The organism is Paenibacillus sp. Soil750 (assembly GCF_001428045.1).
Classification (GTDB): domain Bacteria; phylum Bacillota; class Bacilli; order Paenibacillales; family NBRC-103111; genus Paenibacillus_E; species Paenibacillus_E allorhizoplanae.
On record NZ_LMSD01000021.1, the window covers coordinates 13,738 to 40,058 of the forward strand.

Here is a 26,321-nt window from a genome sequence, read left to right on the forward strand (position 1 = left end):
CTCAGAAAGAGGGAGGAAATAGGGTTATTTTGAGCTCTATTTTAAACATTGGCATAAGAAAATTGTAAGCCATCCTGAATCGGAAGATAATGATGCTCCGTCTCCAAAATCGCATCTACCGTGCGAAGCACATCTGGTTGGCGATGACTCATTTGTGCATTCTTCTTCAGCTTGAGCAAAACAGATTGATTCGCGATGACCTCTAACAGCTGGCTTTTCATCTCAGCTGCGTTCTTCACTTCGACGGCTGCGCCGATTCCAACGAGATAGGCAGCATTTGCCTGCTCTTGGCCTGGAATTGGCTTGTACAGCATCATCGGCAGATCCAGCGCAAGCGCTTCGGAAACGGTGAGCCCGCCTGGCTTCGTCACGATCAGATCGGATAATGCCATCAGCTCATGCACATGATCGACAAACCCTGTCACCATCACATGATGGTGCGTGTTCGATCCGCCTAGCTCCTCTTCCAAATGCTGTTTCAGCTTCTCATTGCGTCCGCAGACGAAAACAAATTGCACAGGTGCCTTCAGATCGTTCGACTGCAGCACCGATTTAAACGACTTCCCGATCAGCCCATGGCCCCCGCCCATCACAAGGACAGTTGGCATGTCGCGTTGCAAGCCATATTTATCACGAAGCTCCTCACGATTGTAGGTTTGTGTGAATGGCATGCGAAGCGGTATCCCTGTCACAACGATACGCTGTTCAGGAATCGCATACCGCAGGAGCGCCTGCTTCACATGCTCCGCCCCAACCAGATACTTATCCGTCCCCGGATGAATCCAGTAGCTGTGATCGGTGTAATCGGTGATGACCGTCACGGTCGGCACGATCGTAAGGCCGTTACATTTTAGATAAGACATCGCTGCCGCAGCACCTGGGAACGTACACACGACTTCCGTGGGCGCTTCCTCTTCTAACAAATCCAGCATCCGGTCGGTGCTGAATGACTTCATTCTTTTGAACAAATGGGATAACGCGGTATCATGTCTGGTCTTGTGATATAGAAATCCATATACGGAGGGCAGGCTTTTCACCCATTGCATATAACAGTATTTACCGAACCCATGCAGATACGGATGCGTCCACGCCAAATAATCGACGACCTTCACTTCCATATCCGGCCTATACATACGTACCGCTTCAAGAATAGCTTGTGCTGCTTTATTGTGCCCATCGCCAAGACTGCCCGTCAGTATCAAAAGCTTTCCTTTGCTTCTCATTGCTTCAGTCCCCTTTCGAGCTTATCCTGCCGCGCACTAGCAGCGGTCGATCTTGTTAACCACGTTCTTCTACTTCTCTCCACTACATAGACGACTCCTTCAGCCACAAGCACTGCACCCACAATATCCATCAGCACATGCTGCTTAACGAACAATGTTGAAACGATAATGAGAACTGCCATGCTCGCTACAAGGATGGTGTAAGGCTTCGCAATCCGCTTGGATCGGATATAGGCTCTCATCATGAGGTAGGCCGTTAACACGTGTGTACTGGGAAAACAGTTAAACGGTTCATCCGAGCGATACACCCACTGCACCGTCCGCAGCAGCCAATCACTACCTTGAATGTCCGGTCGCGGTACTGTTGTCTGATATATAGCATAGACGCTATAACACAAAAGCAAACCTATAACAAATTCCACGAGTGTCTGGAAATAATTCGATCGATCTTGATACGCTAAATATAGGAATCCTACAGCAAGAAAGAGATACCAGGATAAGTAAGGAACTACGAAGCCTTGGATAAAAGGTATCTGTCGATCGAGATCCGTCATTAAACTGTACGCCGTGCCTTTATCTTGATTTAAATGTATATAAATGAGCCCTACTAACGGGATCAAAAGCAGTCCGCTGCACGCTAGCAAATAGGACACCCAAGCTTTTGTTCTCATGCCAAATCCTCGCTCTCCTCTACGTTAACTCTATCATAAAGGAGTATCGCCATTTGCTAAACGCACCAAGGTACTGTCTTTCTTTAGCCAAAAGTCGTGAAGAAACCTAGACCAAAGGCGGAGTTGTCCACACACTTACGTGCATATAAGATGAAGGTTGATGACGCCAATGCGTTAGCTGCTTAGCAGAACGTCGGCACAATTGTTACTGTTACAATAATATTACAGCAATGTTACAACTTCATACAGCATACCAAATCATACGCGGAAAAGCATCTTCTGAGCATATCGGTGAGAAGCATGCATTATGGTTTTGCAGTTCGGACTAGCGGTATCGCGTCCAAATGGTTATCATACTCTCCACCTGTGGATAACATTTTCTGTGGATATGTGTATAAGATATTGAAAAGATTATGCACAGCTTGGTTTGTGGACATGTTGATACTGTGGGTAATTTTGGGGATAAGTGTGTAAAAGGTGGATTTCCATGGCAAATTTGAGGACAAAAAGAGGGAGGAAGGCGGGTGGATTGAGTTAGAAGAATGAAGGGTAAAGAGAAAAGAGTGAAGGAGAGCAGATTGAAGAGTGAATATGGCCGGCGGGATTGGACGATTGAAGGTAGATCAAAAAGCTGGTGGCAACGAGGATAGAAATAGATGGATAGTGGCATGTAGATGGTCAATTGGCGTTGGTGGTGTGTAGTTGGTGACATGTGGATGATTAGTGTGGTTCGTGGGATGTGGATAGCTGAGTGTGCTTGGTGGTGTTTAGATACTCGCGTCAGAACAACTAACTGGATTTTCTCCAGCTAATTTCAGGTCTTTTCACTAAAACGAAGCATTAGATGGAAAATCTCCAGCTAAATCTGGCCATGCGCGGCAAAAGGGGGAGATGGCGTCAAATTAGCTGTAGGAAATCCATCTACTTTGTGTTTCGAAGGATTTACGCCGAAATTAACTGTAGGAACTCCAACTATTTCCGCCACTGCGCCCCTTCCACAGCCACCACAGCGTCAACCGACGCATCCAGCCGCGGACACGTCTTATTTTAAAAACTGATCCGTTGATCCCGTCGCCACAAAATCACTTAGCTTCAGTAGTTTCTTCTTCCCCATGTTGCCTTTTATCGTGTGTGAAGTGGGCTTCTCGGCTTTCGGATCGTCAACGATTCGTTTGACATAATCACCTGTAAGCAGGTTATAGTCTTCTTCGTCACCCGTCGTTTCAGTCATCGTCCCCGAATAGAAGGACCCCATCGTGGCACCGATCAGGTACCAGTCCTCATTTTGAAATCTGAATCGGTATTTCCCGTACCATCTGTCGTTGCTTCCTCCATAAAAACTCACGACAAGGGAGCCTCTATCGATGTGTATGTCAGCCAGCGGATCGCCCCAGATCCCGCCTTCATCGGCTTTCAGGATCGCCTTATCTGCCATGATTGAGCGTGTGTAGGTGCCATCCTTATTTCCAAAAGCAATCAGAAGTGCCCTTTCAGGTGCTTGATCTTCTGCGCTTTCAATCTTTTCGATGACCATGGCAATGTCTTGGATACCATCTTTGTTCAAGTCACCTTCCACCCGCACGGAGCCACTCTGACGGACAAGCTGCTGCCAACCTTCGGGCATAAGGATTGCCGGGTTTTTAACCTCGCTCATCTTAGGTGTCGCTTCTTCCTTTTTCACACGAATAGAAGCCGTTGGCTCTTCTGACATAGCGTTCGGAACGGCCGTTGTAAGCTCATCTGCTTGGCACGCGGACAACCCCATCATGAATGCGAATACCATGAAATAATAGAAAAATTTCAACCGTATTTACTCCTTCCCACGTATCACTTAGAACGAATCTTATTATTCACGAAATGTCCGAAATCCTATCACTGACCCAATAACAACTAATACGGGTACGAAAGTCTATTCCTTACCCCTTTCCCACTATGTTACACCTATTTCAGAAACTTTTTGCCCACACTTTACGTCTAATATTTGAAATATTTACCACAATTGGTGATGGGAAGTGGTGCCGAAATGAATTGGCGAGCAAGTTGTATGGTAACTTTGTTAGTGGTAACCCTAGCAGGACTCTTAGGTAAACCTGCAGGAACCTCGGCGGAATTCATGGCTCAGGGGCCCTATCCCCCTGATGGATTACGTATTCCTAGATCGATAGAGCTACTGTCGGATACAGCTTACTTTCCTGCAGCAGATACACCTGCCGATCGGCCCGAAGGGTGGTTTTCTCCACAAAACGTCAAGGTCATTGAGACAAATGGTGCTTGGTCTATTGGCGCAGCTAACTGGAAAATTGAGACGATGTTCGGCCCTCGTTGGATTCGTCCAAATCCGTGGGAGATTGATATCGCTCCACCCGATCGCATTTTGCTAACCTCGGACACGCCGCTATTTAGTAAAATGAGCGAACGAGGCGGTTCGGTAGCAGCCCTCGCACCTCAAGAAGTGAAGGTTGTCCGTGCGGAGAAGCAGTGGTTCTACACGAATGACACGTCCAGTAAAGCATGGATTCAGATTCATACTTCATGGATGGGAGACTTGTGGGCGCACATCCCGGTCAAGCAGATAGGCACCGTTCAAGACGTCAGCAAGCCCGTCTATTATCAAGGTATCTACGGCAGTAAGGAGCTGTTGCCCCTATTACAATCAGTGCAGACTTCGATGGAATCTGCATCTGCTGGGGAAACACGAATCATCCAAGAGTATACAACGATTTATGACCGTTACTTCTTAGTTGAAACCGAGGTGGGTCCTCTGTGGACTTCGCAAGCAGGTGTGTCCATCGTCGCTTCCGATGAAACACTAAACCTGACTACTGAGATTCCACTATTCGCTAGCCCAGCGAACAAAGAAATTGCCGTCCTCTCTGGGGAGAAGGTCACTGCCTTCGAAAAAATCACCCAGCCGTTAAGGACTGGTAGAGGTCCTTATGATATTTGGCATTTCTCAACTTGGTACCATGTCCACACATCAAAAGGAACAGGATGGATTAATCTCTTATACGGGGAGCCCGCGGACGCGGTAAACGTTCATTGGAGGGTATCCATTCATGGTGACCGTGAGTTAATGCGTTATCCTGATGTGTACTATACATCTTCTGTCCTTTTACTACGGAATCAGGATGTGGAGGTTTCCGCGGTATGGAGCATGCCAAACGGCACCACATGGCTCAAGGCTAGTAAAGAAGGGCATATGGGGTGGATCCCTTTACAATCCTGGAACCAAGACAGATTCTGGGACCTCGATACGGGTACTGAACTGCAGATTGAGACCCAGTATCCACAACAAGTTATTCTAAAGCTTGATAGCCAAGGCGTTCTTAAGTGGAACGAAGATGTTGACGCAGGCTATGTAAAAGAAGACGTGGATGTCCTGAAGCTGAAGGTTCTAGCTGAGCAGTTGGGATACCAGCAAGCGGATGTGGAAGACCCTAACGGCGCCGTTCGTTATTCGAAAGGTGACTATGCCTTCGTTCTACACAAAGGGGAACAGCGTGTTGATATCTACTGGAAAGATATTTTAACCAAATCCGTTACCCTTAGCAGCATCCCCCACCAACAAGAAGGTGAGTGGTACTTGGAACAGACTGATGTGAAGCTATTATTCGGCCTTTCCCCCATTCCTTGGTATGAGGGGCACGCTTATTATGAAGGAGCCTACAAAGTCGAGCTCGGAAAGCTCCCCGACAAGTTAGCAGGAACAACTGCTAAACTGGATGCTTTTCTTTACGATACACAGATACAATGGACTCAGAAAAATCTCAAAGACGCCATCCAGCCACGGTTATCTTTGGAGGAAAATAATGATCTAGGCGGCAAGGATGCCTTATCATCGATCACGGTTGCACCCGCCAGTAAGGCTGTTACCGCTGACACAGTCACGCCATTGTACCACTTGAGCACTTCAAGAACCCTGACTTCTGGTCCCCATGATTTGAACATCGTTCTTCGTGTAGGTGAGCGAATCGTGTGGATGCAGCCTTGGCATGTGGTAATGGAGTAGTTGATTTACAGGAATAAAACGAAAAAAGAAGCCTTGGAAGAGGCTTCTTTTTTTTGACTTCAATGTGGCTTAATTGCCGTTTCAATCGGATAAATCCCTCTAATTCCCTGTCACTTCGTCCAATCTACCTTCAAATGATTCCACAGATCTCTCTTCCCCATACAACTCATTCAAATGGGTGAGATGCGACATTCCCCAGTCATTCATGGCCTGTAAGACCGTAGACATGCCTTTGCCGTGTTCTGTGATGGAATATTCGACTTTGGGAGGAATTTGGTGATAGATCTTTCGATGAACAATATCGTGATACTCTAGCTCTCTTAATTGTTGGGTTAGCATTTTTTTCGTTATATCGGGAATCGCTTTTTGAAGTTCGCTAAATCTCATCGTGCCATTAGAGAAAAGGTGAAACAAAACGATGGGCTTCCATTTGCCTACAAGAATCTCTAGGACGGTTTCAAATTTACAATGGGGTTCCTCCATATTGATTTCCTCCTCCATTTCACTTAGGTATCTTTTTGTATACTAGGTTTATTTTGAGTAACTACTTCTCAGTATAGATCCTAGGGATTATTATACGACTATACACTTACTTAATTCAAGGAGGTAATTTTATTTTATGAATATCGCATTGTGGATCGCACAAGGAATTCTAGCATTAGCGTTTATTATGGCAGGTTCAATGAAATCTTTTCAGTATGAGAAAGCCAAAGCCAGTATGCCTTGGGTCAAAGAGTCATCAAAAGGCCTGGTAACTTTCATCGGGGTATCCGAACTACTTGGAGGATTAGGATTAATTGTCCCTTATGCGACAGGAATCGCACCTATTTTGACGCCAATTGCCGCTATTGCACTAGGTTTAATCATGGTACTAGCAGCCATATTTCATGCAAAGAGGAATGAAAACTCAGGTATCGGGATGAACATCATTTTCTTGGCGATATTACTCTTTGTAGCAATTGGACGTTGGTAAGTTGATTACAGCACAATACAATGACGAGTAGGAGGTTCAACTATGCTTTCCCCTGTCTTCTTGCCTCACGGCTCACCCTATACCATTTTCGAAAAATCCGAATTCACTGCGTTCCTGAACCGCTTTGGCCAGGAGAACCGCCCAAAAGCCATCGTCATTTTCTCAGCCCACTTCGAAAGTGAAATAACGACCATTGCTGCGACGGACGATGTGCATGAGATGGTTTATGATTACTACGGGTTTCCATCCTCTTATTATCAAGTTCAATATCCCGCGAGAGGCTCATCGATCGTTGCCTCCATGGTGGAAGAGCGTCTGCGCCAGCATAACATTCCTGTTCAAAGGAAATATCGCGGCTTAGATCACGGCGTTTTCCCTATCATGATGCACGCATATCCGGAAGCAGATATTCCTATCGTTCCCGTTTCGGTCAACCCCTTCTTGCCTGCGAGACAGCAGATTGCGATCGGTGAAGCGCTGCAAGGGCTTGAGCAAGATGGTATTCTCGTCATCGGGAGCGGATTTTTGACGCATAACTTTAATGAAATTGACCGTGACAAGGAAGCTGCACCTCGGGCATGGGCCGTGCAATTCAGAGATTGGATTCGGGAGAAGGTGCTCGCCAGAGACATCGAAGCCTTAAGCCAATACGAAACGCTTGCCCCGCATGCAGCAGTAGGCGTCCCACGTGCCGAGCATTTTGTGCCTTTGCTCATTGCTCTGGGCAGCGGAAGCCCAGGTCGCGAAATCAATGTTCTGCACGACACCATCGAACATGGTTCATTGAGCACACTTTGCTTCAAATTTTGACAAAAAAAAGACACTTCATTCATTAGAAGTGTCTTTTTCATTGCAAGATTCATATGATTATTGAGCTTGTACGATCTCTCTACCCTTATATGAACCGCAGTTTTTGCAAACATGATGCGCTTTTTTAAGTTCAGCACATTGTTCACACTTCACCATTCCTGGCACAGCCAGTTTAAAGTGAGTACGGCGCTTATCGCGACGTGTTTTGGACGTTCTCCGTTGAGGAACTGCCATAGTCAAAACACCTCCAGTTACTTTACTAAACAACAAGAGATATCATAGCCTTCTCGAAGGCGTTTGTCAATGCTAGAGACCATCTTTTGACCTAGCTAATGTCGAATACTTACGATTTTCTTCTTGCCCTAATCAGCAGCAGACCTGCTCCAATAACTAGGATGACGGCTACTTGCACGAATTCTAACAGATGATAGCGAACCAACCGATGATAGATCGCTTTGAGATAAGCCCATTTATTCGTATAGGCCATGGTATCCATCTTGCCTTTAAAACTCACATTCTCTATCGGCTCCACGCCTTGCGCCATCTTACTCAATTCCGATGTAGCATTAGTAAGCTTCTTCGTTAATGAACATGAGCTTGTTTGCAGCATATTCTCCTTAAAGTCATAGTCATAAGCAAAAACTAGATAGGTTTCACCCTGCCCAAACGTATATCCACACGAAGGTTCGCCCAAGTTGGTAAGGACAATGGCCTGCGTCTGATTCATCCCTTTCCACGATTTCTCAACATCGAAATGAACGGCGATTTTATGATCGAGAATGCCATCGATATCTAGAACCTTGGGTTCAATGGCAAGTACTTTGCCAGAAAACACAGCCTTAGATTGTTCCACAGCCTTTATCGGATCTGTTTGCAGCGCGCAGCTACAGGCATAGCTTTTACTCGGCAAGACTAGGCTCATAACAATTAATATAAATACAACAGCTATAGCCATCACAACTTTATTCACAATCTTCGTCCTTCCATTGGAAATCTTCTAAACTAACAGACGTGGATTTCCAAATAATGTTTCACTTGTAGGACAGGGATAATAAAAAAATCCTCCTACCCCGAAGGGCAGCAGGACAACTGTTACTTCTTAACGGCTGAAACCAATAGGAAGATGGGACGACGCGTTTCGTCTTTCATATCAGGGTACTTCTCCAAAGCTTCTGGCGTTGGTTGTGGCTCAGCGAGCTTCGTAATAAGGAAGCCCGCTTCAATTAACGCGTTCATATAGGAAGCGATCGTTCGATGATATTTGACCACATCATGATCTAAGAACCTCGCTACCCGCTGCCCCTCCTCCTGATAGTCGTCGACAGGCCAGTGCATACGCTCGCCTCCGGGACCGTAATGCCAGTCTTGCGCAGCACGTGCGGTAAAGATCGGATGCTCCACAGAGAGTACGAAGGAGCCTCCTGCGGCCAGACAGTGCTGCACCTTACGGCAAACCGCATCAAATTGCTCAACGTAGTGAAGAGCCAATGAGGAGATGACAACGTCAAACTCACCCGCCGAGAAGTCGATATCCTCAATCGCCAGTCTCTGATACGTGATACCCGAATCGCTATGATTCGCGCTGGCATAAGCCAGCATTCTCTCGGAAAGATCTACACCAACAACGGACGCAGCCCCTTGCTCACGGGCATACTTGCAATGCCAACCGTACCCGCATCCAAGGTCAAGAACACGTTTGCCTTGAAGCGTAGGCAGCATCGTACGAAGTACAGGCCATTCCCCGGCTGCGTTGAGACCGCCAATGGAACGAGGCATCTCGCTGTATTTTTCATAAAATCCAAGCTCATCGTATTTATTCTGTTTCATGGCATCCAGAACTCCTCAATTGAATTTATGGTATGATTTATATGTCAGAATCCATTTAGCTCTGTTAACCAGTTTACAATACAATAAGTTTAAAACTCAAAGAATGACCAAAGTGGGTGAATTCCGTTGTTTAAAATCTTACTTATCGAAGATGATGCCACCTTGTTCGCAGAGATCAAAGAGCGCTTGGCCCAATGGTCCTACGAGGTGCATGGCATCGCTGATTTCAATAAAGTACTCGAGACATTTATTGCATTGAAACCCGATTTGGTCATTATTGATATTCAACTGCCGAAATTCGACGGGTTTCATTGGTGCCGCATGATTCGGACGCATTCCAATGTGCCTATCGTCTTCCTCTCTTCGCGCGACCATCCTACGGATATGGTGATGTCTATGCAGCTTGGAGCGGACGACTTTATCCAAAAGCCCTTTCATTTTGACGTGCTGATCGCGAAAATCCATGCCATACTCCGGCGGGTCTACAACTACAATACGGAGCAAATGAAGCTCAAAACATGGTGCGGCGCTACCATCGATTTTGAGAAAAATATCGTTAGTCATGCTTCTGGATCCATTGAACTGACCAAGAATGAAATCTACATATTGAAACTCCTCATCGAGCATAAAAATACGATTGTCAGCCGGGAAGATATCATCAATAGCTTATGGAATGACCAGCGTTTTGTAAGTGATAACACCTTGACGGTGAACGTGAATAGGCTTAGAAAGAAGCTGGACGAGCTGGATTTAGGACGTTTTATCGAAACAAAGGTCGGCCAAGGCTACATCGCAACGGAAGAGACCCCTCAGTATGATTAAGGCGTATCTTAGAGAGCGAATAAGTTGGATAGGGATGTTCCTATTGGGTCAAGTCCTTCTGCTGCTTATCGCTTATCTCGACCACTCGATTCCATTCCGGTCCGTTCTATATATTGTCTTCTTATCCACGATGCTGTTCATCATCTTCATCATCATTCGCTATCACAAGGAGACTGCCTTTATTCAGCGGTTAAATGACTGGGAAACCAGCCTGGATGTATCCGGTTTCGCTGACGCAGCAAGTCCGTTTGAGAAGATCATAGAAGCAGCCTTGGTCAATCAAACCGAGCAGCTCCACCAGACGGCCTCGCGGCAGCAAATCGCATTGGAACAAGAGAAAGACGAACTGCTATCTTGGATCCATGAAGTGAAGACGCCTCTCACCGCCATGCATCTGATGATTGGACGTTTGGATAACGATAGGGCGAAGGCTTCCATCACCTTTGAATGGCTGCGTATTCATCATCTTCTGGACCAACAGCTTCATCAGCTGCGACTTCCTTCGATTGACAATGATCTTTTCATTGAAAAGGTACAGATCGAAGATCTCCTCTATATGGAGATTAAATCGCTGCAATCTTGGTGTATTCAAAAGGGGATTGGTTTCGACGTCCAATTAGATGCCACGGAGACGCTTCTCAGTGATGCCAAATGGCTCGCATTCATCCTGCGACAGCTCTTAACCAATGCGGTCAAATATAGCGACAGCTTCTCACCCGATATTATCGTGAGGAGTTTCACTGCACAGGAGCGTACCGTCCTAGAAATAACGGACTTTGGACGCGGGATTGATGCCAAGGATCTCCCTCGGATCTTCGATAAGGGCTTTACCTCCACGACGTGGCATCAGGACAGCGCCGCGACGGGCATGGGCTTATATCTAGCCCGTAAAGCAGCTGCTACGCTGCACATCCAGATGGCTGTGCAATCGGAGGTTGGCGTTGGAACAACGTTCACACTCGCTTTTCCACAGCCCAACGAACTCGTGCGGATAACAGGCATGTGACAATAATGTCACATGCTTTTCTACTTTGTTCGTCCAATCGAAGGATAAATGCGGTCTAGCTTTTTATAATAAAGCTAATCGTGTAAAGGAGTGTGTCATTCATGTCTATCTTACAAGCTGTTAAAATTCATAAAAGCTTCGGCAATAAACATAACAAACAAGAGGTACTTCGAGGCCTCGACATCTCGATCGAGAAAGGGGAGTTCGTCAGCATCATGGGCCCTTCCGGCTCTGGGAAAACGACGCTGCTCAACGTACTTTCCTCCATCGACAAAGTGAGTCATGGTTCCATTCAGATTAACAAGGCAGAAACGACGAGCATGAAAGAAAAGCAATTGGCTGAGTTTCGGAAGAATCATCTCGGCTTTATTTTTCAGGATTATAATTTGCTGGATACGCTAACTGTGAAAGAAAATATCCTGCTTCCCTTATCGATAACGAAGATGTCCAAGGTTGAAGCTAATCAGAGGTTTCATGACCTTGCGACTGAGCTCGGCATTTATGAGTTGAAGGATAAGTATCCGAACGAAATATCCGGTGGGCAGAAACAGCGAACGTCCGCTGCTAGAGCGTTTATTCATGATCCTGATATTATTTTCGCAGATGAACCAACGGGTGCGTTGGATTCCAAATCCGCCTCAGATCTGCTGAATAAACTTAGTGAAATGAATGTAAGTCGGCAAGCGAGCATTGTGATGGTCACACATGACCCCGTTGCCGCCAGCTACAGCTCCAGAGTAATCTTCATTAAAGACGGACAGATTTACTCCCAAATCTATAAAGGGCAAGAAACGAGACAAGCCTTCTTTCAAGACATTATGAAGACCCAAGGCGTTCTTGGCGGTGTGCACAATGAGTATTAATCAGCTCATCTTCCAAAACTTGAAGGCCAATATCAAACATTACTACTTGTATGTGTTCGCCTTAATGTTTAGCGTTGCGCTCTATTTCGCTTTTGTCACATTACAGTTTGATCCTGCTTTGGACGCGGCCAAGGGGACTATTAAAGGCGCCGCTGCGCTGAAGTCTGCATCCATTCTGCTTATCGCCATTGTTGCTATTTTCAATTTATATGCGAATAACATTTTCGTGAAAAGACGCAGTAAAGAAATCGGCCTTCTGCAACTCATTGGCATGACGAAGGGAAAAATCTTTCGTATCCTAAGTACCGAAAATTTCATCTTATACTTCGGTTCGCTAGTCGTTGGGGCGTTTATCGGATTCTCTGTGTCTAAGCTCATTCTAATGATCTTATTGCAAATTACAGGGGTTGAGGCTAACGCAACGCTCCACTTTTCGGTTCAAGCGTTTATCCAGACCATCGTTGTTTTCAGTGCCGTTTACGTATTAATTCTACTGGTCAATTATTTTTTCATTCAGAGGCAGACCATTCTTTCGTTGTTCCATGTCGCTACCTCTACCGAAGCCAAAGTGAAGCAAATGTCGAACAAGGAGGCGATCCTTGGATTCGTTGGGCTTTTTCTCGTTTTGTTAGGCTACTATGTATCCTCCAAACTATTTTCAGGAAGCATTACGACAGCACAAGGATTACTAAGCAGTATGCTATTAATTCTTGCCTCGGTAATCATCGGTACTTATTTGTTCTATAAAGGGTCCGTTCGCTTGATAATGAATGGGATCCGTAAGCGGAAAAACGGCTATTTGAACGTGCAAGAGGTGCTTTCACTCGCTTCCATCATGTATCGGATGAAATCCAACGCTTTACTTTTGATGGTCATTACGACGGTATCTGCCCTAGCCATTGGATTACTGTCATTGAGCTATATTACGTACTATTCGGTAGAAAAAACAGCCGAAAGGAACTTGCCGGCTCACTTCTCTGTTACGGAACGTCACTATGCGGAGAGCTTCACGAAAGCCCTAGATGCAGGTGGCATCAAACACCGTGATACAACGATTGAGGTCATTCAAATCAAAGCTGATCTTAGCCAAGTGATGGAATCGAGCAATGAGCTGTATATGAGCCCAGATATCAATCGGATGGCCGTTATTAACGATACCGCTGTAGGCATCGATTTGACTGCGGACCAAACCTTTTTCACCGGGGCTAATGATGAAATGCAAAAATTCCTTCAGTTCAAAAACAACAGCCAAGCCAAGCTAATCACCTTAAATGCCACCATCCCACTAACCTATATCGGCATTGAGGAACGATCCTACATTTCCAGACGCTTCTCATTCAGCAGCCTGCCTGTTGCTGTCGTCGACGATTCGGTTTTTCAGCGTCTGAAGCAAGATCTCGATCCTCAAATTCAAGGAATATCTTCGCTATATTTCGGTATTGATATTGTAGATGAGAAGGAACGTGAGAAAGCGAATCAACTTTTCCATGAAATCAAATGGGATGATCAAGCATCTTATGATTCGCGCCAGGATATGGCGAGTGAATCTAAAAATCGCATGGGCTTGATCATGTTCATCGTCGGTTTCCTAGGACTCACCTTCTTGATCACTTCTGGCTGCATTCTTTATTTCAAGCAAATGGATGAGAGCGAAGATGAGAAGTCATCGTATACCATTCTACGAAAACTCGGTTTTACCCAAAGTGATCTGATAAAGGGTATTCAAGTTAAACAGCTTTTCAATTTCGGGATCCCCTTAATTGTGGGGTTGGTTCATAGCTACTTCGCAATCCAGTCCGGATGGTTCTTCTTTGGAACCGAGTTGTGGACGCCGATGATGATCGTGATGGGGTTGTACACGGCACTCTACTCTGTGTTCGGGGTTCTGTCGGTTCAGCATTATCGGAAGGTGATTAAGAGGGCATTGTGAGTATCTGTCCTAATTCAAGTAAATTGAAGGCTGCCCCAAGTAGTTCCATCTACTTGAGAGCAGCCTTTCTCTATTTCGTCAAATGGACGCGTGGCGAGTTAGCGAAGGGAACGTGAGTGCGCTAACTACCCGATTACCGTCTTTCTGAGCGTTTTCTGACAAATAGGAAACTAACGTTCCCCTTAATGACCATTTGGCCCCTTTAATTACTAATAGAGCATCCTAGTTTTCCTCTCATCCCTGAAGCTCAACAAAAAAGAAGCCCGCAGAAAGTACTGCGGACCCCTACCCTAATAGCTGCGAGCTACGTTACCTTACTCACAATTTTCATAACCGCGTCGCGTGTCAATTTGCTTCCACCAGCAGAAAGCAGATTAAGCGTCGCATGCGCGAGCGCCAACGGTACCTTACAGAATTTCAACGCTGGACCCTGCTTCAGGTCTGCGATATAAGCGTCGGCAAGTTGTAGATTACGGCGCGTGTACTGCTGCATTTCCTTGAAGCCCCAGCCTTCCGGGAAGAAGCTAACGCCACGTTTCGCGTCTTCAGCTTGGTTTCGAAGGATATTAACCGCCTGCAATCCTCTTCCGAAGGCAATGGCCTTATCACGATCTGATTGCGTGCCGTCATTCCACTGCCACAGTTCAGACAGCATTTCGCCAACCATACCAGCCACACTGTATGTATACCCATCCAAATCTTCTTCCGTACGGATGCTCCACCCTTTTTGGACCCATTCCGACATTTGGAGCGACATTTTCGCAATGTATTTCTCAATAATTGGTCTCGCCGAAGGCGGACAAAGACGCAGCCATTCAGCAAGTCGCAGAGAAACTTCTGGAAGTTCTTGCGCCGTATAGGGTGATAATAATTTCTGTATGGCATCCATAATATCCGATGACTGGAATGCTCCGTGCACACCAGCTAACAGCTCTATTTTCAAAGCATCCACCAGATTCTCATGATCTTCGATTTCATCTATAGCCCGCATGCACAGATAGGCAGATGCTACCGCTTCTTTCAGACCTGCGTCCAAGCTGCTAATCGGTATATAAAAGGTGCGGCTCGTTTGTTTCAACATGGTCATTGCATCTTTCACAGTATCGGTACTAATGGTAATTACCTCCAAGTATAAACTTACCTTTAACTTATATAATGTTACCTCATGATAACATACTTTATTATTGTTAATCCAAGCTCAACCACCAATAGTTTCAGAATCTGAGCTTTATTACACAAAAGTGTCAAATTTTCAGAGAGGAGTCATCGTCAATTGCAATATATTGGGAACGAAGCAAGTGATGACCCCCTTTTTTGGATATTATGTCCAAATTGTGAAAGGAATAAAATAATCCGCGCAAATTTCAACTTCCCTTTCATGAAAAAAAGGCTACCGATTCTCTTCCATCGGCAACCTCGTTTTACTTCCTATCGCTCATACGAGCATCTAAGACATAATCAATTCGATCCTCACAAGATGAAACGAAATCGGGCGCGGCATCCTGCGACATGCCACATACAGATAGCCAATACCCTTCAACCGGAAGTTGGGCATCAGAGATTTCATGGATTTGATCCTTGTCTATGCGGTATTTCATCCTATTTTTTATAGCATAAGTCATACGAGAGCCACTCTCATGAATCCGCATGTAACGTATCGGATCGTCATTATTCGGTTTCATTATCCTCAAATCCATCTCATCCAATCGCTCAAAGAAATACTTCACCGGAATCGAACGATCATATTGTAACCATGGCCCCTCAATCTTTTGCTTTTTGACAATAGCATTACTAGTTATAAGGTCATAATCTACATAGTAATAAATGAAATCTTGCTTCCCAGGACGACGCCATACGACTTCGTAAGATAGCTTCTGAACCTCACCCTGAGGATTATAATACACATGAAAATCTTGCAGCTTCGCTTGTTCATCCATCTCCAGCGTGGTAACAATCACCTGCCAGTGTTCAGAGTAGTGATGCTCATTCAACTGTGCGACATTCACCAGGATGCTATGCTCTCTCTCGAAGATAGAGGATTCAACGATTAGATACATGAAAAATGTAAATCCACCCATGATGATGATACCTAACGTCGTTCGATATAGTCGATTCAACGGTGGTGACTCCCCCTCACGCTTGGTTTCTCGATGGGCTACTCCACGCTGGCGCGGTACAAGCCACCCTTCCCCTGAACAGGCTCCGCCACTATCTCTCCGTTTGGTGCCTGCCAGTCTACCCATTTATTGCGTAGAAGATCATACTTCACATACCGATTGTCATCTTGCTTTGTAAATAATTCCGTCCCACTAGCAAAGGTAACGATTCCCTCTGGCGGGTTCGCAATTTCTTTCGCGGCTTTTCCGGGTTGCCATATTACCCACCCGGAGGCTTGCAGTTGAAATTCCCCTTTTTCATATTGCTGTAGGTACGCACCTTGTTTTGTGACGAGCCGAGCAATTCCTTTGGCGGTAAACTTTCCCCCTGCTTGATTAACGTAGTCCGTGTAGGGAACGCCATCTTGTATACGTGTCCAATAGGTGCCCTCCAGCATAGGGGTAATGGTCATATCCAAATCGGAGTATTTGGCAACCAGTACACTTGTCGTGTAGGCTGGAATTCTTTGGGATATGGTTTCTCCTGAGACATATGTTAATCGTGCCAATTGACTCGTTTCATGCCGGTTCTCATAGGCCAAAACATGAAGCAGCTTTCTCGTCGTATCATAGGCAGCGTAATTGATATTATCATTCTCATCAGGATCAGCTTTGTGAAGAATACGTTTCTCACCTTTCTCAATATCATAGACAAACACGCCGTAGTAGGACGCATACATGAGTGTTTTCGCATCTATCCATTGAATGGGCTGCTGATCAGGCTCAATCGTGGAGTAGAACACATTCTCTATGACAATAGGGTCCTTCCCCTTTTGCTCCAAAATATACGAATAGCTCGTTCCGTCCCCGTCTCCCATAGACCCGCCAAGTTGAACAATTCCGACATAGTTTTGTTTATAACCAATTGATCGTATAAGGAATCCCTCGGGCCCCCACCAGCCAACTCGCCTGAATCGGCATAGCGCCATACATACCTCGGCATTTGTTGAACCCAGACTCCCTGGAGACTCCCCCCCAAGCGATTGCCGCTTACATCCACCAAGTTATCCATTCGCAGATACTGCTCTTTCATTCGATGCTCTACGGCCCCCGTATTGTCTAGTAGGACCAAGAGGTGTTTGGGATCTATCCATTTAGCTGCTACAGGCCCACCCTCTACCGTCGTAGGCAGGTCATTTCGCATCTCATTCGAAAAAACTAATTCTACCGAGCTTTCCCCCTCAGGAATACGCAGTCTTGGTCCATATTCCTGTGCCATTACTAAAAGGTGAGGAACATCGCGACCTGCAGGTGAACTAAAAGTAAAGCTCACAGGTTCTTTTCGCATGAACGTCATGGCAGGCAGATCCCCTACGCGCAGGACGAACGGTTCATTTGCATGATGGAATTGAACCCTCACCTGATTGATTGGACTGTTACTTTCTACAATCTCCCAATCCGCATTGCCCTCAACCCTAATCTGCTTAATCAGCAACTGTCGTTCTTCTTCGCTCATGTTCGCAAAAGTTGCATTCACACTCACATCCTCTAGATGATACACAACTTGGAAAGGTTCCTGAGGGACATCCGTAGCCTTCCATTGTTGGAATACCCTCCCCTCAGAACTATTGTGTTCACCGAAAGTAAGGCTTTGCAGCTTAATCCGAGTCAGGGATTCAACCGTTGCGACGGGCGCAATTGTATGAATCGCCGATGCTTCCGGAGAGGTTGCTTGTGGCGATACGGATACGGCCGAACCCTGGGTATTGTTTTCACACGCGTTCAGCAGCAGCATGACCAACAATAGTAATCCAAAACCACATAATCTGACCATCGTACACACCACACCAATCCTTGTTCAATTTTAAGACATTTCCCATATTTTGTTAGACGTACAGCGCTGACGAAAAGTTGCCATTGGAAACGCTACCGCAGAACGGAAATGCAAAAAAAGCTACTTTTAAGTAGCTGGTTTTTCTCATTTTTGCCCCGCGGCATGGTTAGATATAAAGCTTAAGGTAAACAATGTACAGGAGTGAAAAATCTGAGGGAGTTGAAGCCATGTTTAAACGAATGGATGAAATTTCAATTGAAATTCCTGACATTGAGAAACCTGACCCGAATGCCGCAGCAGCTGTACAGGAATTGTTAGGTGGCAAATTTGGTGAAATGTCCACTTTGAACAATTATCTGTATCAATCTTTTAATTTTCGTTCAAAAGAAAAACTGAGGCCCTTTTACGATCTAATCATGAGTATTACGGCCGAAGAGCTGGGCCACGTAGAGTTGGTTTCCCACGCAATCAATAAATGCTTAAGAGGTTCAACGAGTTACAAAGAGCCCGACCAGACACCACTGGATGTTGTCAAAGACGCTCGTCTTTCCTATCACTTTCTTGCAGGTGCGCAAGGGGCTATGCCGTTTGATTCCATGGGCAACCCATGGACAGGCGCGAATGTGTTTAACAGCGGCAACTTAGTAGAGGATTTGCTGCATAATTTCTTCTTAGAATGCGGCGCACGCACTCATAAAATGAAAGTGTATGAAATGACCGACCACCCCGCAGCGCGTGCAGTGATTGGTTACCTCCTCGTTCGTGGAGGCGTTCATGTTGTTGCTTACGCCAAAGCGTTGGAAGTTGCAACTGGAGTCAATGTCACCAAATTAGTCCCCATTCCATCCTTAAGCAACAAATCGTTTAATGAAACCAGAAAGTATGAAGAGAAAGGCGTTCATACTAAGCTGTACACATGGAGCGACAACGATTTCACAACAATCGGCCAGATTTGGAAAGGTACACATCCCGAAGATGGCTCTGCCTTGGAAGTCATCCCAGGCACACCTCAGGGATACCCCATTGCCGAAGCGCCGGCGGTAGAAGAGGAATTTACTCCTGGCATTTCGGCTGAAGATTTCCAACAAATCGCTGCACGTCTCAAAATGGCTGGAAATATCAACGCATAATTCTGACGATCCTTACGTTGTAGGGATCTTTTTTGTCCAAACGAACTTGGATTGAAAAAGCTCGCTTATCTCCCTTGCCATTTCCTCAGGCAGCCCCTACTCTACTCTGTAATCGGCTTCAGATCACTGAACTTTAGCAATACTTCTCTACTCGTATCGAGATAGATTACCCGAATATCTAACTCCTCGTCGTTAAGCTCGAAAGCAAGAATCATACATTTCCGACCTCGATTCTTAGTCTTTCTAGGATTATCTGGTGCCACAACGTAGGAGCCTCCAAGACTTAAACTTACCGTTTCGCTCATATTAATCTGCTACCCTCTCATGTTGTTTTTAGGATCATTCTATCAACCTAATCTTCTTACCTTCTCCTCGATTATACATTGATTAGTCTCATCCCACACAACCGAAATTTCAAAAGTTCCCGATTCAAAAAATAAAGGAAACCTCCGCTTAAACCAATCTTGCATCGGCAACTGTAAAGCATCGTCTATATCTACCCAGGCTAATTCCCCTTCAGGTGGATCCGTTAGCAACTCTCCTGTAAATGTCCGAGTCAGATAATTAAACACCATATACCTATAGTTTTTCTCAGGGACTAAATATTCATCGACGCCCTTGTATATGAGATCTTCCGGTTTCACCACGAGTCCCGTTTCCTCCCACAACTCTCGGACGGTCCCCTCCGTGAAACTCTCCGCCAAATCCACCTTACCACCTGGGCCTAGAAATCCGGGAAACCCTTTGGACTCGGGACGATTTATCAGAAGCACCTTTTTCCCATCTTGGACTAAGCACATTGTATAGATGCCACATTCAACTTTACTCACTTATGCAAATCCTCCTACTTTTCCATCATTCAAAAGGACACTCCAACAAAACAACCTCATTCGTCCCCGGATTTAACTCCACTCGCCCACCAAGAGGCAGAATCAATTTCGGATCCGTATGCCCAAAGTCGAAATCAACAACAATCGGTACACGCTCCGCTCCAAACTCTTTTGCAATAATATTCACGAGGATTTCTCTAAGCTCTACATTCTCAGCTGCGCTATAATCCTTCGCTCTCCCAAATATGACGCCTTTAATACGTGAAAAGATGCCCTGCATCCCATAATTCCGCAGCATATATCCGACTTGCCTAGGGGATGGTTTCTCTTCCGATGTTTCGAAAAACAAGACCTTATCCTGCCAGAAATCATCCTGCGGCCAGTAGTCCGTCGATTTCATAAACTCTAGTACTTCGATGCAGCCACCCCACAAATCCCCTTGCTCAATCGCTTCCCCCTGTAGAAACGTCCACCCATTCTCATTCTCTACAAATGGCTGACACTCACCCAAGGTTTCCAGATGGCTCCAGTCTTTATAACCGTTCGTCCATGATTGATATGGCGTATAGCGATAAGGGAACTGCTCTTCGAACAACATCGCTTTTAGATGCTCCGTATAGGCATTAGGGAGACTTCTCAGCTGTGCGATTCCAGCCATAATAGATGGCCCATAGAACGTTACCATCCCCCAATTATTTAAGTACGTTAAGAATGTCGTCGCGTCCGAAAATCCCATAATAAATTTAGGATGACTCATGATCAATTCCTTATTTAATAAAGGTAAAATCCTTACCGATTCATATCCACCAATGGAAGTGATGATGCCATCTATTTCTTCATTTTCAAAACAATGATTAATATCCTGAGCACGCAGCTGTGGATTCTTATACAGTTCCTCCGGTGACATCCTTGCCGATGGCATTTCAACAACTTCCAGGCCAAGGACCTCCCCCAGATACTTCAAGCCCATCTCATAAATATCTGGGAATAAATATGGCAGTCCGTTGGAAGGAGAAATAATAGCTATTTTGGAGCCAGACTTTAATCGTTTGGGTTTAATCATGTTAATCCCCCTAGTAATAACTGCCAGACACTCTCGAAGTCCTCACCCAAACTCCCCATTGCCCATTCCCCCGCATGTGATGGATGATGGAAACGTGAGGTAGCTAAGAAAATGGCTCTAGCAAGAGATTCTGAGTCACCTTGCTTCAACTCTTTACTCGCCATCCCCGCCTCAATGATCTGTTCTAGTTGCTTTATTAAGCGATACATATGGGTGCTAATCATTTCAACTTCAATGACCGTAACGTTGGCATACATCGCAAACATTTCCGCATCTTCAGCAGCGAATTTCCGCTTGGTTTGAATCAACGTGTCTAACCACAAACGCAACCTCCCAACGGCGCTACCGCCAGTTCCACTCGCAATTGCTTCCAAAGGAACTGCAATGCTCGTATGCAACCAACGCGATGTCACCGCTTCCCGCAGCGCGGCTTTACTTTCAAAATGTCGATACAACGTCCCATGACTCACTTGCAGCACCTTGGCTATGTCTACAACAGACGTTTTGTCCGGTCCATACCGCCGAAGAACTTGCTCCGCTGCATCCAAAATTTCATCCTTCGATAACGGCAACTCATTCTTCGTCATTTTATATAAAACCGCCATTCACTCGAAGTGTTTGTCCCGTTACCCACTGCGACTCCTCGCTGGCTAGGAAAAGTACAACCCGCGAAATATCTTCCGCTTCCCCTAATCGACCGAACGAATTCATGTTAGCGATCGCTTTGATTTGTGCCTCTGATTTCCCCACTGTGAATAATTCGGTATTCACTGGACCTGGTGCAACGGCATTAATCGTAATACCCTTAGGTCCTAACTCTTTGGCGAGCTGACGCGTGAACTGTTCAACAGCCCCCTTCGTACCCGCATAGGAGCTGTACCCAGGGAACATTTGCCCATTAACCGAAGTAGAGAAATTAATAATCCGACCATTCTCCTTCATATGCAGCGCCGCTTGCTGAATTGCAAAGAAGGTCCCTTTCACATTAATGTTAAACTGCCTATCGAAATCCTCCTCAGTAATCGAGAGAATCGGTTTCGTAATCATAATCCCCGCATTATTGACCAAAATATCAACCTGCCCATACGCCTCCAACGTCTTCTGGAACAAAAGCTCCACTTGCGCCACTTGGCTGATATCCGCCCCAATCGCGATCGCTTCACCGCCTTGTTGCTTAATGCCGTTAACGACTTCCTCCGCTTTTCCCGGACTGCTTGCGTAATTCACAACAACCTTAGCCCCGTGCAGCGCAAGTTCTTCTGCTATCTTCTGACCGATCCCTCTCGATGCACCCGTAACCAAAGCTACTTTACCCGTTAATTTCTGCTCCATGCACAATCCCGCCTTTTCGATGTAGTGAGAAAGTAGAGTCGCCTTCCCCGAACCTTATTAACTTTATTATAAAATGATGAATGACAAAAATCAAATGACATTATTTGATTTTTGTCATTCATCATTTTAGTAAACCATTATGCCTCTCCCCTGACGGAAGCCCCCAACCCAAAAGTTCCAATCCACCTGCAACTTATCCCGATCTCCCTCCGTCAGTCATGTCAGACAGATTCTATATAAGGGTGGGCTTCAGATGATCCTAATGCGTTATGCCATACTCGGTGTACTAAGCATTTCAATACTTCTTGCAGGATGCTCGAAGAGCGAGGTCACACCACCGGAAAGCTCAACGAAACCAGTATTTTCAACTCCGAAGGAAGTCATCCTTCCTGTCATGCATGGCATCGTGACGGTAGATAATGGACTCAAAGAGACGAAAGTAACCTATACGTTCACGAATCAAACTAAAGATAAGATCACTGTCATTGGCGGCGCAAAGTATTCCCTTTTGAAAGATCAAGCCGTTTTCGAACATGGCGCCGTGGCGATCAAAGATTACTTAGACTTGGAGCCAGGCCAATCCTATACAGATTCGAAATCCTTCACGAATTTACCTCAAGGAGATTATCTCATCGAAGTCACTTGGAACAAAACGAAGGCGACAGCAGCATTTAATCGCAGTTAAATGCACCCTGCGAAACGCATAGAGGTGCTTGATTTCAGGACTCCCATCCTCTACATCAAGCACCTCTACTTCACGTCCTATTCCTCGGTTCACTCGGCTATCAATGTTTCTCCATGCTTCAACAACCGCAGCAGGCTTGGGTCAAGACCCCTCCACTGCCAATCCGCCAGCAATCGATCCAATGCCTCTTTGGGCGTATCATCGGCAAGACGAAATGCCCCATAATGCATCGGAATGAACTGCTGCGCTCCGACATCAAGAAACGCCTGCACCGCTTCCTCTGGGGAAACGTGCTGCATCCCCATGAACCACTCCGGCTCGTAGGCGCCAATCGGCATCAGCGCGTAGCCGATACCCGGAAATTTCGCACCAATCTCCCGAAATCCTTCGAAGTACCCGCTATCGCCAGCGAAATAGATCGCAGGAGGATGCGACTCTCCCTCCAACACCGCGCTCCGCTTCACAATCCATCCGCCCCATAGCGAGGTATTCGTATCGGTTAATGTACGTCTTGTCCAGTGCTGCGCAGGCACGAAATGAAACTCCAGCTGGCCGACGGCCTGACTGCCCCACCATGGCAGTTCATAGACCGTGCTGAACCCCAGCTTCCGCACCTTAGAGCCTAGTCCTTCGGGCACAAGTACGTATGGCGTGCCTCGCAGCTTTTTCAACGAACCCACATGCAAGTGATCGTAATGCGCGTGAGACAGCAATATTACATCAACAGGCGGAATCTCTTCTATAGATAAACCTGGCTCCTCGAGCCTTGAACTAAAGCCCATTCGAGTGGCCCATACGGGGTCGGTTACAATCGTCATTCCACCTACTTGCAGCAAAAAGGTTGCATGCCCGATCCATGTGATCGTGACTTCACCCTGATTATTCTTCAGCAGCTCCTGCTGCTTATGCTCAGATTGGCCAATCCGGAAGCTCAGATCTTTCACTTTACCCTTCCGCTCTTTCTGCCAGCGACGTACTTCTTTCCATGTCTTCGTCTTCGCATTTGGATCTAAGTTACTATATCGCTGCCGCACCATACGTTCATCCCCATTCATCTTCTCACAATCTATATCTGCTCTAACCCAGCTTCATCGTATGCAAACTCCCTTTAGATACTGGGTGAGGTTCTCGATATTCATACGAATATGTCGGTTGTCCCCTTCAAGCTTGCTCATCATAATGCCGCCTTCCATCACAGAAAGCGTGAAAGTCGCCAAAGCTTCGATATCGAGATCCGCTTTGAATTCGCCATTTTGAACACCTTCGGAAATAATCTCTTTCATGTTGTTCAATGTACTCTTTAGTCCCCGCTGAGCCCGTTCTCGTAAAATAGGATGACTATCGTCGCTCTCGGTAGCTAAGTTCAACAGTGGGCATCCTCCGATAAAAGGCGGCGTTTCAACCACATTTTCATAGACACGCAAATAGGCTAACAACTTGCCACTGGCGGTCTCTTCCGCACGAATGGCATCGTTCATTTTCCCACTAACTACGCTACCTGCATAGTCATAGGCTTCCAGCGCAATCTCGTCCTTACTGGCAAAATGGCGATAAATCCCGCCCTTCTTAATGCCTGTCAGCTCCGTAATATCCGATAAGGATGAACCTGCATATCCCTTCTGGTTAAACAGCTCCGCGGCCTGAGCGATAATATGCTTGCGAGTTCTTTCACCTTTTTGCATAGTAACCCTCCGTTACACGCGTAAAATCTTATCTTTTAGTATAACAAAACAGAGCAAGACATTAAAATGTAGCTCTCCCCCGTAAACTCATGTCATATTAATTTACATATAAATTTACATAATCACAATTCATCTGCCTATTTTAATGAAAAACACAATCCGCCTACCAGATCATTGACTGTTTCGAGCGAACAGACCTATAATTCAGTTAACAAATCGAATTTGTGTCACATTCCCTTACATTAAAGAGGTGCAAAGGTATGGAACTTGATTTGATCATCCGATGCTTCTCCAACCCCCAGTTCGGCACCTTGATGGATGTCGGCATTCGGGATGGGAAAATTATTTACCTTCAGGAGCATCTCCCTAGCAACCCTAACGTTCTCAGCGCTGGTCAGCTAATTGAAGCCAACGGGCGAGTTCTACTCCCCGGTCTAATAGAACCACATATTCATCTGGATAAAGCCTTTCTACTGAATCTCATGACGAAAGACGCCAACTCGATCCAGCAAGCGATCGCCTCTACCTTGGAGCTTAAACACGCCTTCACCTCAACAGATATCGAGGCTCGTTCGATCCAAGTAATCCAACAAGCCATTGCCAATGGTGTGACTCACATGCGTTGTCATGTTGAGATTGATCCTATCGTTGGCCTAATCGGTTTCGAAGTGATGTTAGCGCTGAAGGAACGCTACGTCAATCAGATCACCCTGCAAATCGTTGCCTTCCCCCAAGAAGGCATCGCCAAGCAGCCTGGAACAGAAGAACTGCTCGCGCAAGCCCTACAACTTGGCGCCGATGTCGTCGGCGGAATTACGTATCAGGATGCAGATTTACAAGCGCATCTCAGCACCGTTTTTAACTTAGCCAAAGCTTTCAACAAATCCATAGACTTACATGTAGATTTCTCTGACGATCCGTCCATGTTAGCCATTCTCAGCATCATCCGGATGACGCATGCGTATGGGATGCAAGGGCGCGTGAGCGTGGGCCATCTGACTTCACTTGGTTCACTCCCTTATGAAGAGGCCCAAGTCATCTGTACAGCTATTGCGGAGGCAGGCATCCATGTCATGTCATTACCCGCAACAGACTTGTATCTGAACGGGCGCGGAGACGATCACCGTCACAGACGGGGACTAACCCCTGTGCCCCTCCTTTTGGAGCAAGGAGCCAATGTAATCTATGGAAGCAATAACATCCAGAATCCTTTTACACCTTTCGGCACAGCAGATCCACTGGACACAGGCATGCTCCTTGCACATACCACATATATGGGCTCCAAGCAGGATGTTGTCACACTTATTGAGATGGCGACAACCCGTGCGGCGAAAGCCTTAGAGCTAGAGAATTACGGCCTGCACATCGGAGCGGATGCTGATCTTGTGCTATTCGAGTCAACGAATCTGCGCAGTGCCTTCTACGAAAGAGCACCTAGACGCTACGTCTGGAAGCGCGGACAACTGGTTGCCTCAACGGTAAAGCAGACGACCTTTTACAATGAACAAGTGAGCTCCTAATGAGGAAAGGCGGGG

28 protein-coding genes are annotated in these 26,321 nt (G+C 46.0%); 10 read left to right on the forward strand and 18 right to left on the reverse strand.

All coding sequences use genetic code 11. The annotated features are described in order from the left end of the window. Positions 1-41 precede the first annotated feature (41 nt). The 3 genes from ASL11_RS20060 to ASL11_RS20070 all read right to left on the reverse strand — a co-directional run bounded on the left by ASL11_RS20060 (position 42) and on the right by ASL11_RS20070 (position 3,698). A complete protein-coding gene (locus ASL11_RS20060) occupies positions 42-1,223 on the reverse strand; it encodes an MGDG synthase family glycosyltransferase (RefSeq protein WP_056618725.1) in 1,182 nt (393 codons plus the stop codon). Then, positions 1,220-1,894, reverse strand: coding sequence for a phosphatase PAP2 family protein (locus tag ASL11_RS20065; protein ID WP_056618728.1), 675 nt, complete (start codon positions 1,892-1,894; stop codon positions 1,220-1,222). Before ASL11_RS20065 ends, ASL11_RS20060 begins: the two co-directional genes overlap by 4 nt. Positions 1,895-2,936: 1,042 nt before the next feature. Further along, positions 2,937-3,698 (reverse strand): hypothetical protein, encoded by a 762-nt coding sequence (locus ASL11_RS20070; RefSeq protein ID WP_056618730.1) that lies wholly within the window; start codon positions 3,696-3,698, stop codon positions 2,937-2,939. Between the two features lie 219 nt (positions 3,699-3,917). Between ASL11_RS20070 and ASL11_RS20075 the strand changes: the two genes are divergently transcribed. Further along, positions 3,918-5,903: a hypothetical protein gene (locus ASL11_RS20075; protein WP_056618732.1), complete on the forward strand. Its 1,986-nt coding sequence runs from the start codon at positions 3,918-3,920 to the stop codon at positions 5,901-5,903. 99 nt (positions 5,904-6,002) lie between these two features. Here ASL11_RS20075 and ASL11_RS20080 read toward each other — a convergent pair whose 3' ends face one another. Next, entirely contained in the window at positions 6,003-6,386 is a 384-nt protein-coding gene (locus ASL11_RS20080; RefSeq protein WP_056618736.1) for a winged helix-turn-helix transcriptional regulator, read from the reverse strand. A gap of 136 nt (positions 6,387-6,522) precedes the next feature. On the opposite strand from ASL11_RS20080, the gene ASL11_RS20085 reads away from it, so the two are divergent. After that, positions 6,523-6,876, forward strand: a complete 354-nt coding sequence (locus tag ASL11_RS20085) for a DoxX family protein (RefSeq protein ID WP_056618738.1) — start codon at positions 6,523-6,525, stop codon at positions 6,874-6,876. 42 nt (positions 6,877-6,918) lie between these two features. After that, entirely contained in the window at positions 6,919-7,686 is a 768-nt protein-coding gene (locus tag ASL11_RS20090) for a DODA-type extradiol aromatic ring-opening family dioxygenase (RefSeq protein WP_056618741.1), read from the forward strand. A gap of 57 nt (positions 7,687-7,743) precedes the next feature. Here the strand turns inward: ASL11_RS20090 and rpmF are convergent, their stop codons facing one another. The 3 genes from rpmF to ASL11_RS20105 form a co-directional block, all read right to left on the reverse strand. Continuing rightward, on the reverse strand, positions 7,744-7,920 hold the full coding sequence (gene rpmF, locus ASL11_RS20095) for a 50S ribosomal protein L32 (RefSeq protein WP_047680282.1): 177 nt from the start codon (positions 7,918-7,920) through the stop codon (positions 7,744-7,746). Between the two features lie 109 nt (positions 7,921-8,029). Continuing rightward, positions 8,030-8,656 (reverse strand): hypothetical protein, encoded by a 627-nt coding sequence (locus tag ASL11_RS20100; RefSeq protein ID WP_056618745.1) that lies wholly within the window; start codon positions 8,654-8,656, stop codon positions 8,030-8,032. A 122-nt stretch (positions 8,657-8,778) separates the two neighbouring features. Further along, on the reverse strand, positions 8,779-9,513 hold the full coding sequence (locus ASL11_RS20105) for a class I SAM-dependent methyltransferase (protein WP_056618748.1): 735 nt from the start codon (positions 9,511-9,513) through the stop codon (positions 8,779-8,781). Between the two features lie 126 nt (positions 9,514-9,639). On the opposite strand from ASL11_RS20105, the gene ASL11_RS20110 reads away from it, so the two are divergent. The 4 genes from ASL11_RS20110 (at position 9,640) to ASL11_RS20125 (ending at position 14,134) form a co-directional block, all read left to right on the forward strand. Next, positions 9,640-10,335, forward strand: a complete 696-nt coding sequence (locus tag ASL11_RS20110; protein WP_056618750.1) for a response regulator transcription factor — start codon at positions 9,640-9,642, stop codon at positions 10,333-10,335. After that, a complete protein-coding gene (locus ASL11_RS20115) occupies positions 10,328-11,341 on the forward strand; it encodes a sensor histidine kinase (RefSeq protein ID WP_056618753.1) in 1,014 nt (337 codons plus the stop codon). Before ASL11_RS20110 ends, ASL11_RS20115 begins: the two co-directional genes overlap by 8 nt. Before the next feature lie 101 nt (positions 11,342-11,442). Further along, positions 11,443-12,204: an ABC transporter ATP-binding protein gene (locus ASL11_RS20120; protein WP_056618756.1), complete on the forward strand. Its 762-nt coding sequence runs from the start codon at positions 11,443-11,445 to the stop codon at positions 12,202-12,204. Then, a complete protein-coding gene (locus ASL11_RS20125) occupies positions 12,194-14,134 on the forward strand; it encodes an ABC transporter permease (RefSeq protein WP_056618759.1) in 1,941 nt (646 codons plus the stop codon). The genes ASL11_RS20120 and ASL11_RS20125 overlap by 11 nt, the downstream gene beginning before the upstream one ends. A gap of 304 nt (positions 14,135-14,438) precedes the next feature. Here the strand turns inward: ASL11_RS20125 and ASL11_RS20130 are convergent, their stop codons facing one another. From ASL11_RS20130 to ASL11_RS20145, 4 genes are all read right to left on the reverse strand, one after another. Beyond that, positions 14,439-15,263 carry a squalene/phytoene synthase family protein gene (locus ASL11_RS20130; RefSeq protein ID WP_235550518.1) on the reverse strand — a complete coding sequence of 275 codons (825 nt, stop codon included), beginning with the start codon at positions 15,261-15,263 and terminating at the stop codon, positions 14,439-14,441. 292 nt (positions 15,264-15,555) lie between these two features. Continuing rightward, the gene (locus ASL11_RS20135) at positions 15,556-16,251 is read right to left on the reverse strand and encodes a hypothetical protein (protein WP_056618762.1); all 696 of its coding nucleotides are present in this window, start codon (positions 16,249-16,251) and stop codon (positions 15,556-15,558) included. 38 nt (positions 16,252-16,289) lie between these two features. Continuing rightward, positions 16,290-17,108: a hypothetical protein gene (locus ASL11_RS20140; RefSeq protein ID WP_157256980.1), complete on the reverse strand. Its 819-nt coding sequence runs from the start codon at positions 17,106-17,108 to the stop codon at positions 16,290-16,292. After that, the gene (locus ASL11_RS20145) at positions 17,039-18,064 is read right to left on the reverse strand and encodes a hypothetical protein (protein ID WP_056618768.1); all 1,026 of its coding nucleotides are present in this window, start codon (positions 18,062-18,064) and stop codon (positions 17,039-17,041) included. The genes ASL11_RS20140 and ASL11_RS20145 overlap by 70 nt, the downstream gene beginning before the upstream one ends. Before the next feature lie 227 nt (positions 18,065-18,291). Here ASL11_RS20145 and ASL11_RS20150 point away from each other — a divergent pair, with 227 nt between their 5' ends. Next, positions 18,292-19,194: a manganese catalase family protein gene (locus tag ASL11_RS20150; RefSeq protein WP_056618772.1), complete on the forward strand. Its 903-nt coding sequence runs from the start codon at positions 18,292-18,294 to the stop codon at positions 19,192-19,194. A gap of 101 nt (positions 19,195-19,295) precedes the next feature. Here the strand turns inward: ASL11_RS20150 and ASL11_RS36570 are convergent, their stop codons facing one another. The 5 genes from ASL11_RS36570 to ASL11_RS20170 are packed head-to-tail and all read right to left on the reverse strand — an operon-like array spanning position 19,296 to position 22,419. Then, positions 19,296-19,499 carry a hypothetical protein gene (locus ASL11_RS36570; RefSeq protein WP_157256981.1) on the reverse strand — a complete coding sequence of 68 codons (204 nt, stop codon included), beginning with the start codon at positions 19,497-19,499 and terminating at the stop codon, positions 19,296-19,298. A 42-nt stretch (positions 19,500-19,541) separates the two neighbouring features. Next, positions 19,542-19,994, reverse strand: coding sequence for an 8-oxo-dGTP diphosphatase (locus ASL11_RS20155; protein WP_164483574.1), 453 nt, complete (start codon positions 19,992-19,994; stop codon positions 19,542-19,544). 55 nt (positions 19,995-20,049) lie between these two features. Then, positions 20,050-21,087, reverse strand: coding sequence for a S66 peptidase family protein (locus tag ASL11_RS20160; protein WP_056618777.1), 1,038 nt, complete (start codon positions 21,085-21,087; stop codon positions 20,050-20,052). After that, a complete protein-coding gene (locus ASL11_RS20165; RefSeq protein ID WP_056618810.1) occupies positions 21,084-21,674 on the reverse strand; it encodes a TetR/AcrR family transcriptional regulator in 591 nt (196 codons plus the stop codon). Before ASL11_RS20165 ends, ASL11_RS20160 begins: the two co-directional genes overlap by 4 nt. A gap of 1 nt (position 21,675) precedes the next feature. Then, positions 21,676-22,419 (reverse strand): SDR family oxidoreductase, encoded by a 744-nt coding sequence (locus tag ASL11_RS20170; protein ID WP_056618782.1) that lies wholly within the window; start codon positions 22,417-22,419, stop codon positions 21,676-21,678. 253 nt (positions 22,420-22,672) lie between these two features. On the opposite strand from ASL11_RS20170, the gene ASL11_RS20175 reads away from it, so the two are divergent. Further along, a complete protein-coding gene (locus ASL11_RS20175) occupies positions 22,673-23,104 on the forward strand; it encodes a hypothetical protein (RefSeq protein ID WP_056618785.1) in 432 nt (143 codons plus the stop codon). An 89-nt stretch (positions 23,105-23,193) separates the two neighbouring features. Here ASL11_RS20175 and ASL11_RS20180 read toward each other — a convergent pair whose 3' ends face one another. Then, on the reverse strand, positions 23,194-24,141 hold the full coding sequence (locus ASL11_RS20180; RefSeq protein WP_056618786.1) for an MBL fold metallo-hydrolase: 948 nt from the start codon (positions 24,139-24,141) through the stop codon (positions 23,194-23,196). Between the two features lie 51 nt (positions 24,142-24,192). Further along, positions 24,193-24,786: a TetR/AcrR family transcriptional regulator gene (locus ASL11_RS20185; RefSeq protein ID WP_056618789.1), complete on the reverse strand. Its 594-nt coding sequence runs from the start codon at positions 24,784-24,786 to the stop codon at positions 24,193-24,195. Between the two features lie 260 nt (positions 24,787-25,046). On the opposite strand from ASL11_RS20185, the gene ASL11_RS20190 reads away from it, so the two are divergent. After that, the gene (locus tag ASL11_RS20190) at positions 25,047-26,306 is read left to right on the forward strand and encodes an amidohydrolase family protein (protein WP_056618792.1); all 1,260 of its coding nucleotides are present in this window, start codon (positions 25,047-25,049) and stop codon (positions 26,304-26,306) included. Positions 26,307-26,321: the final 15 nt, after the last annotated feature.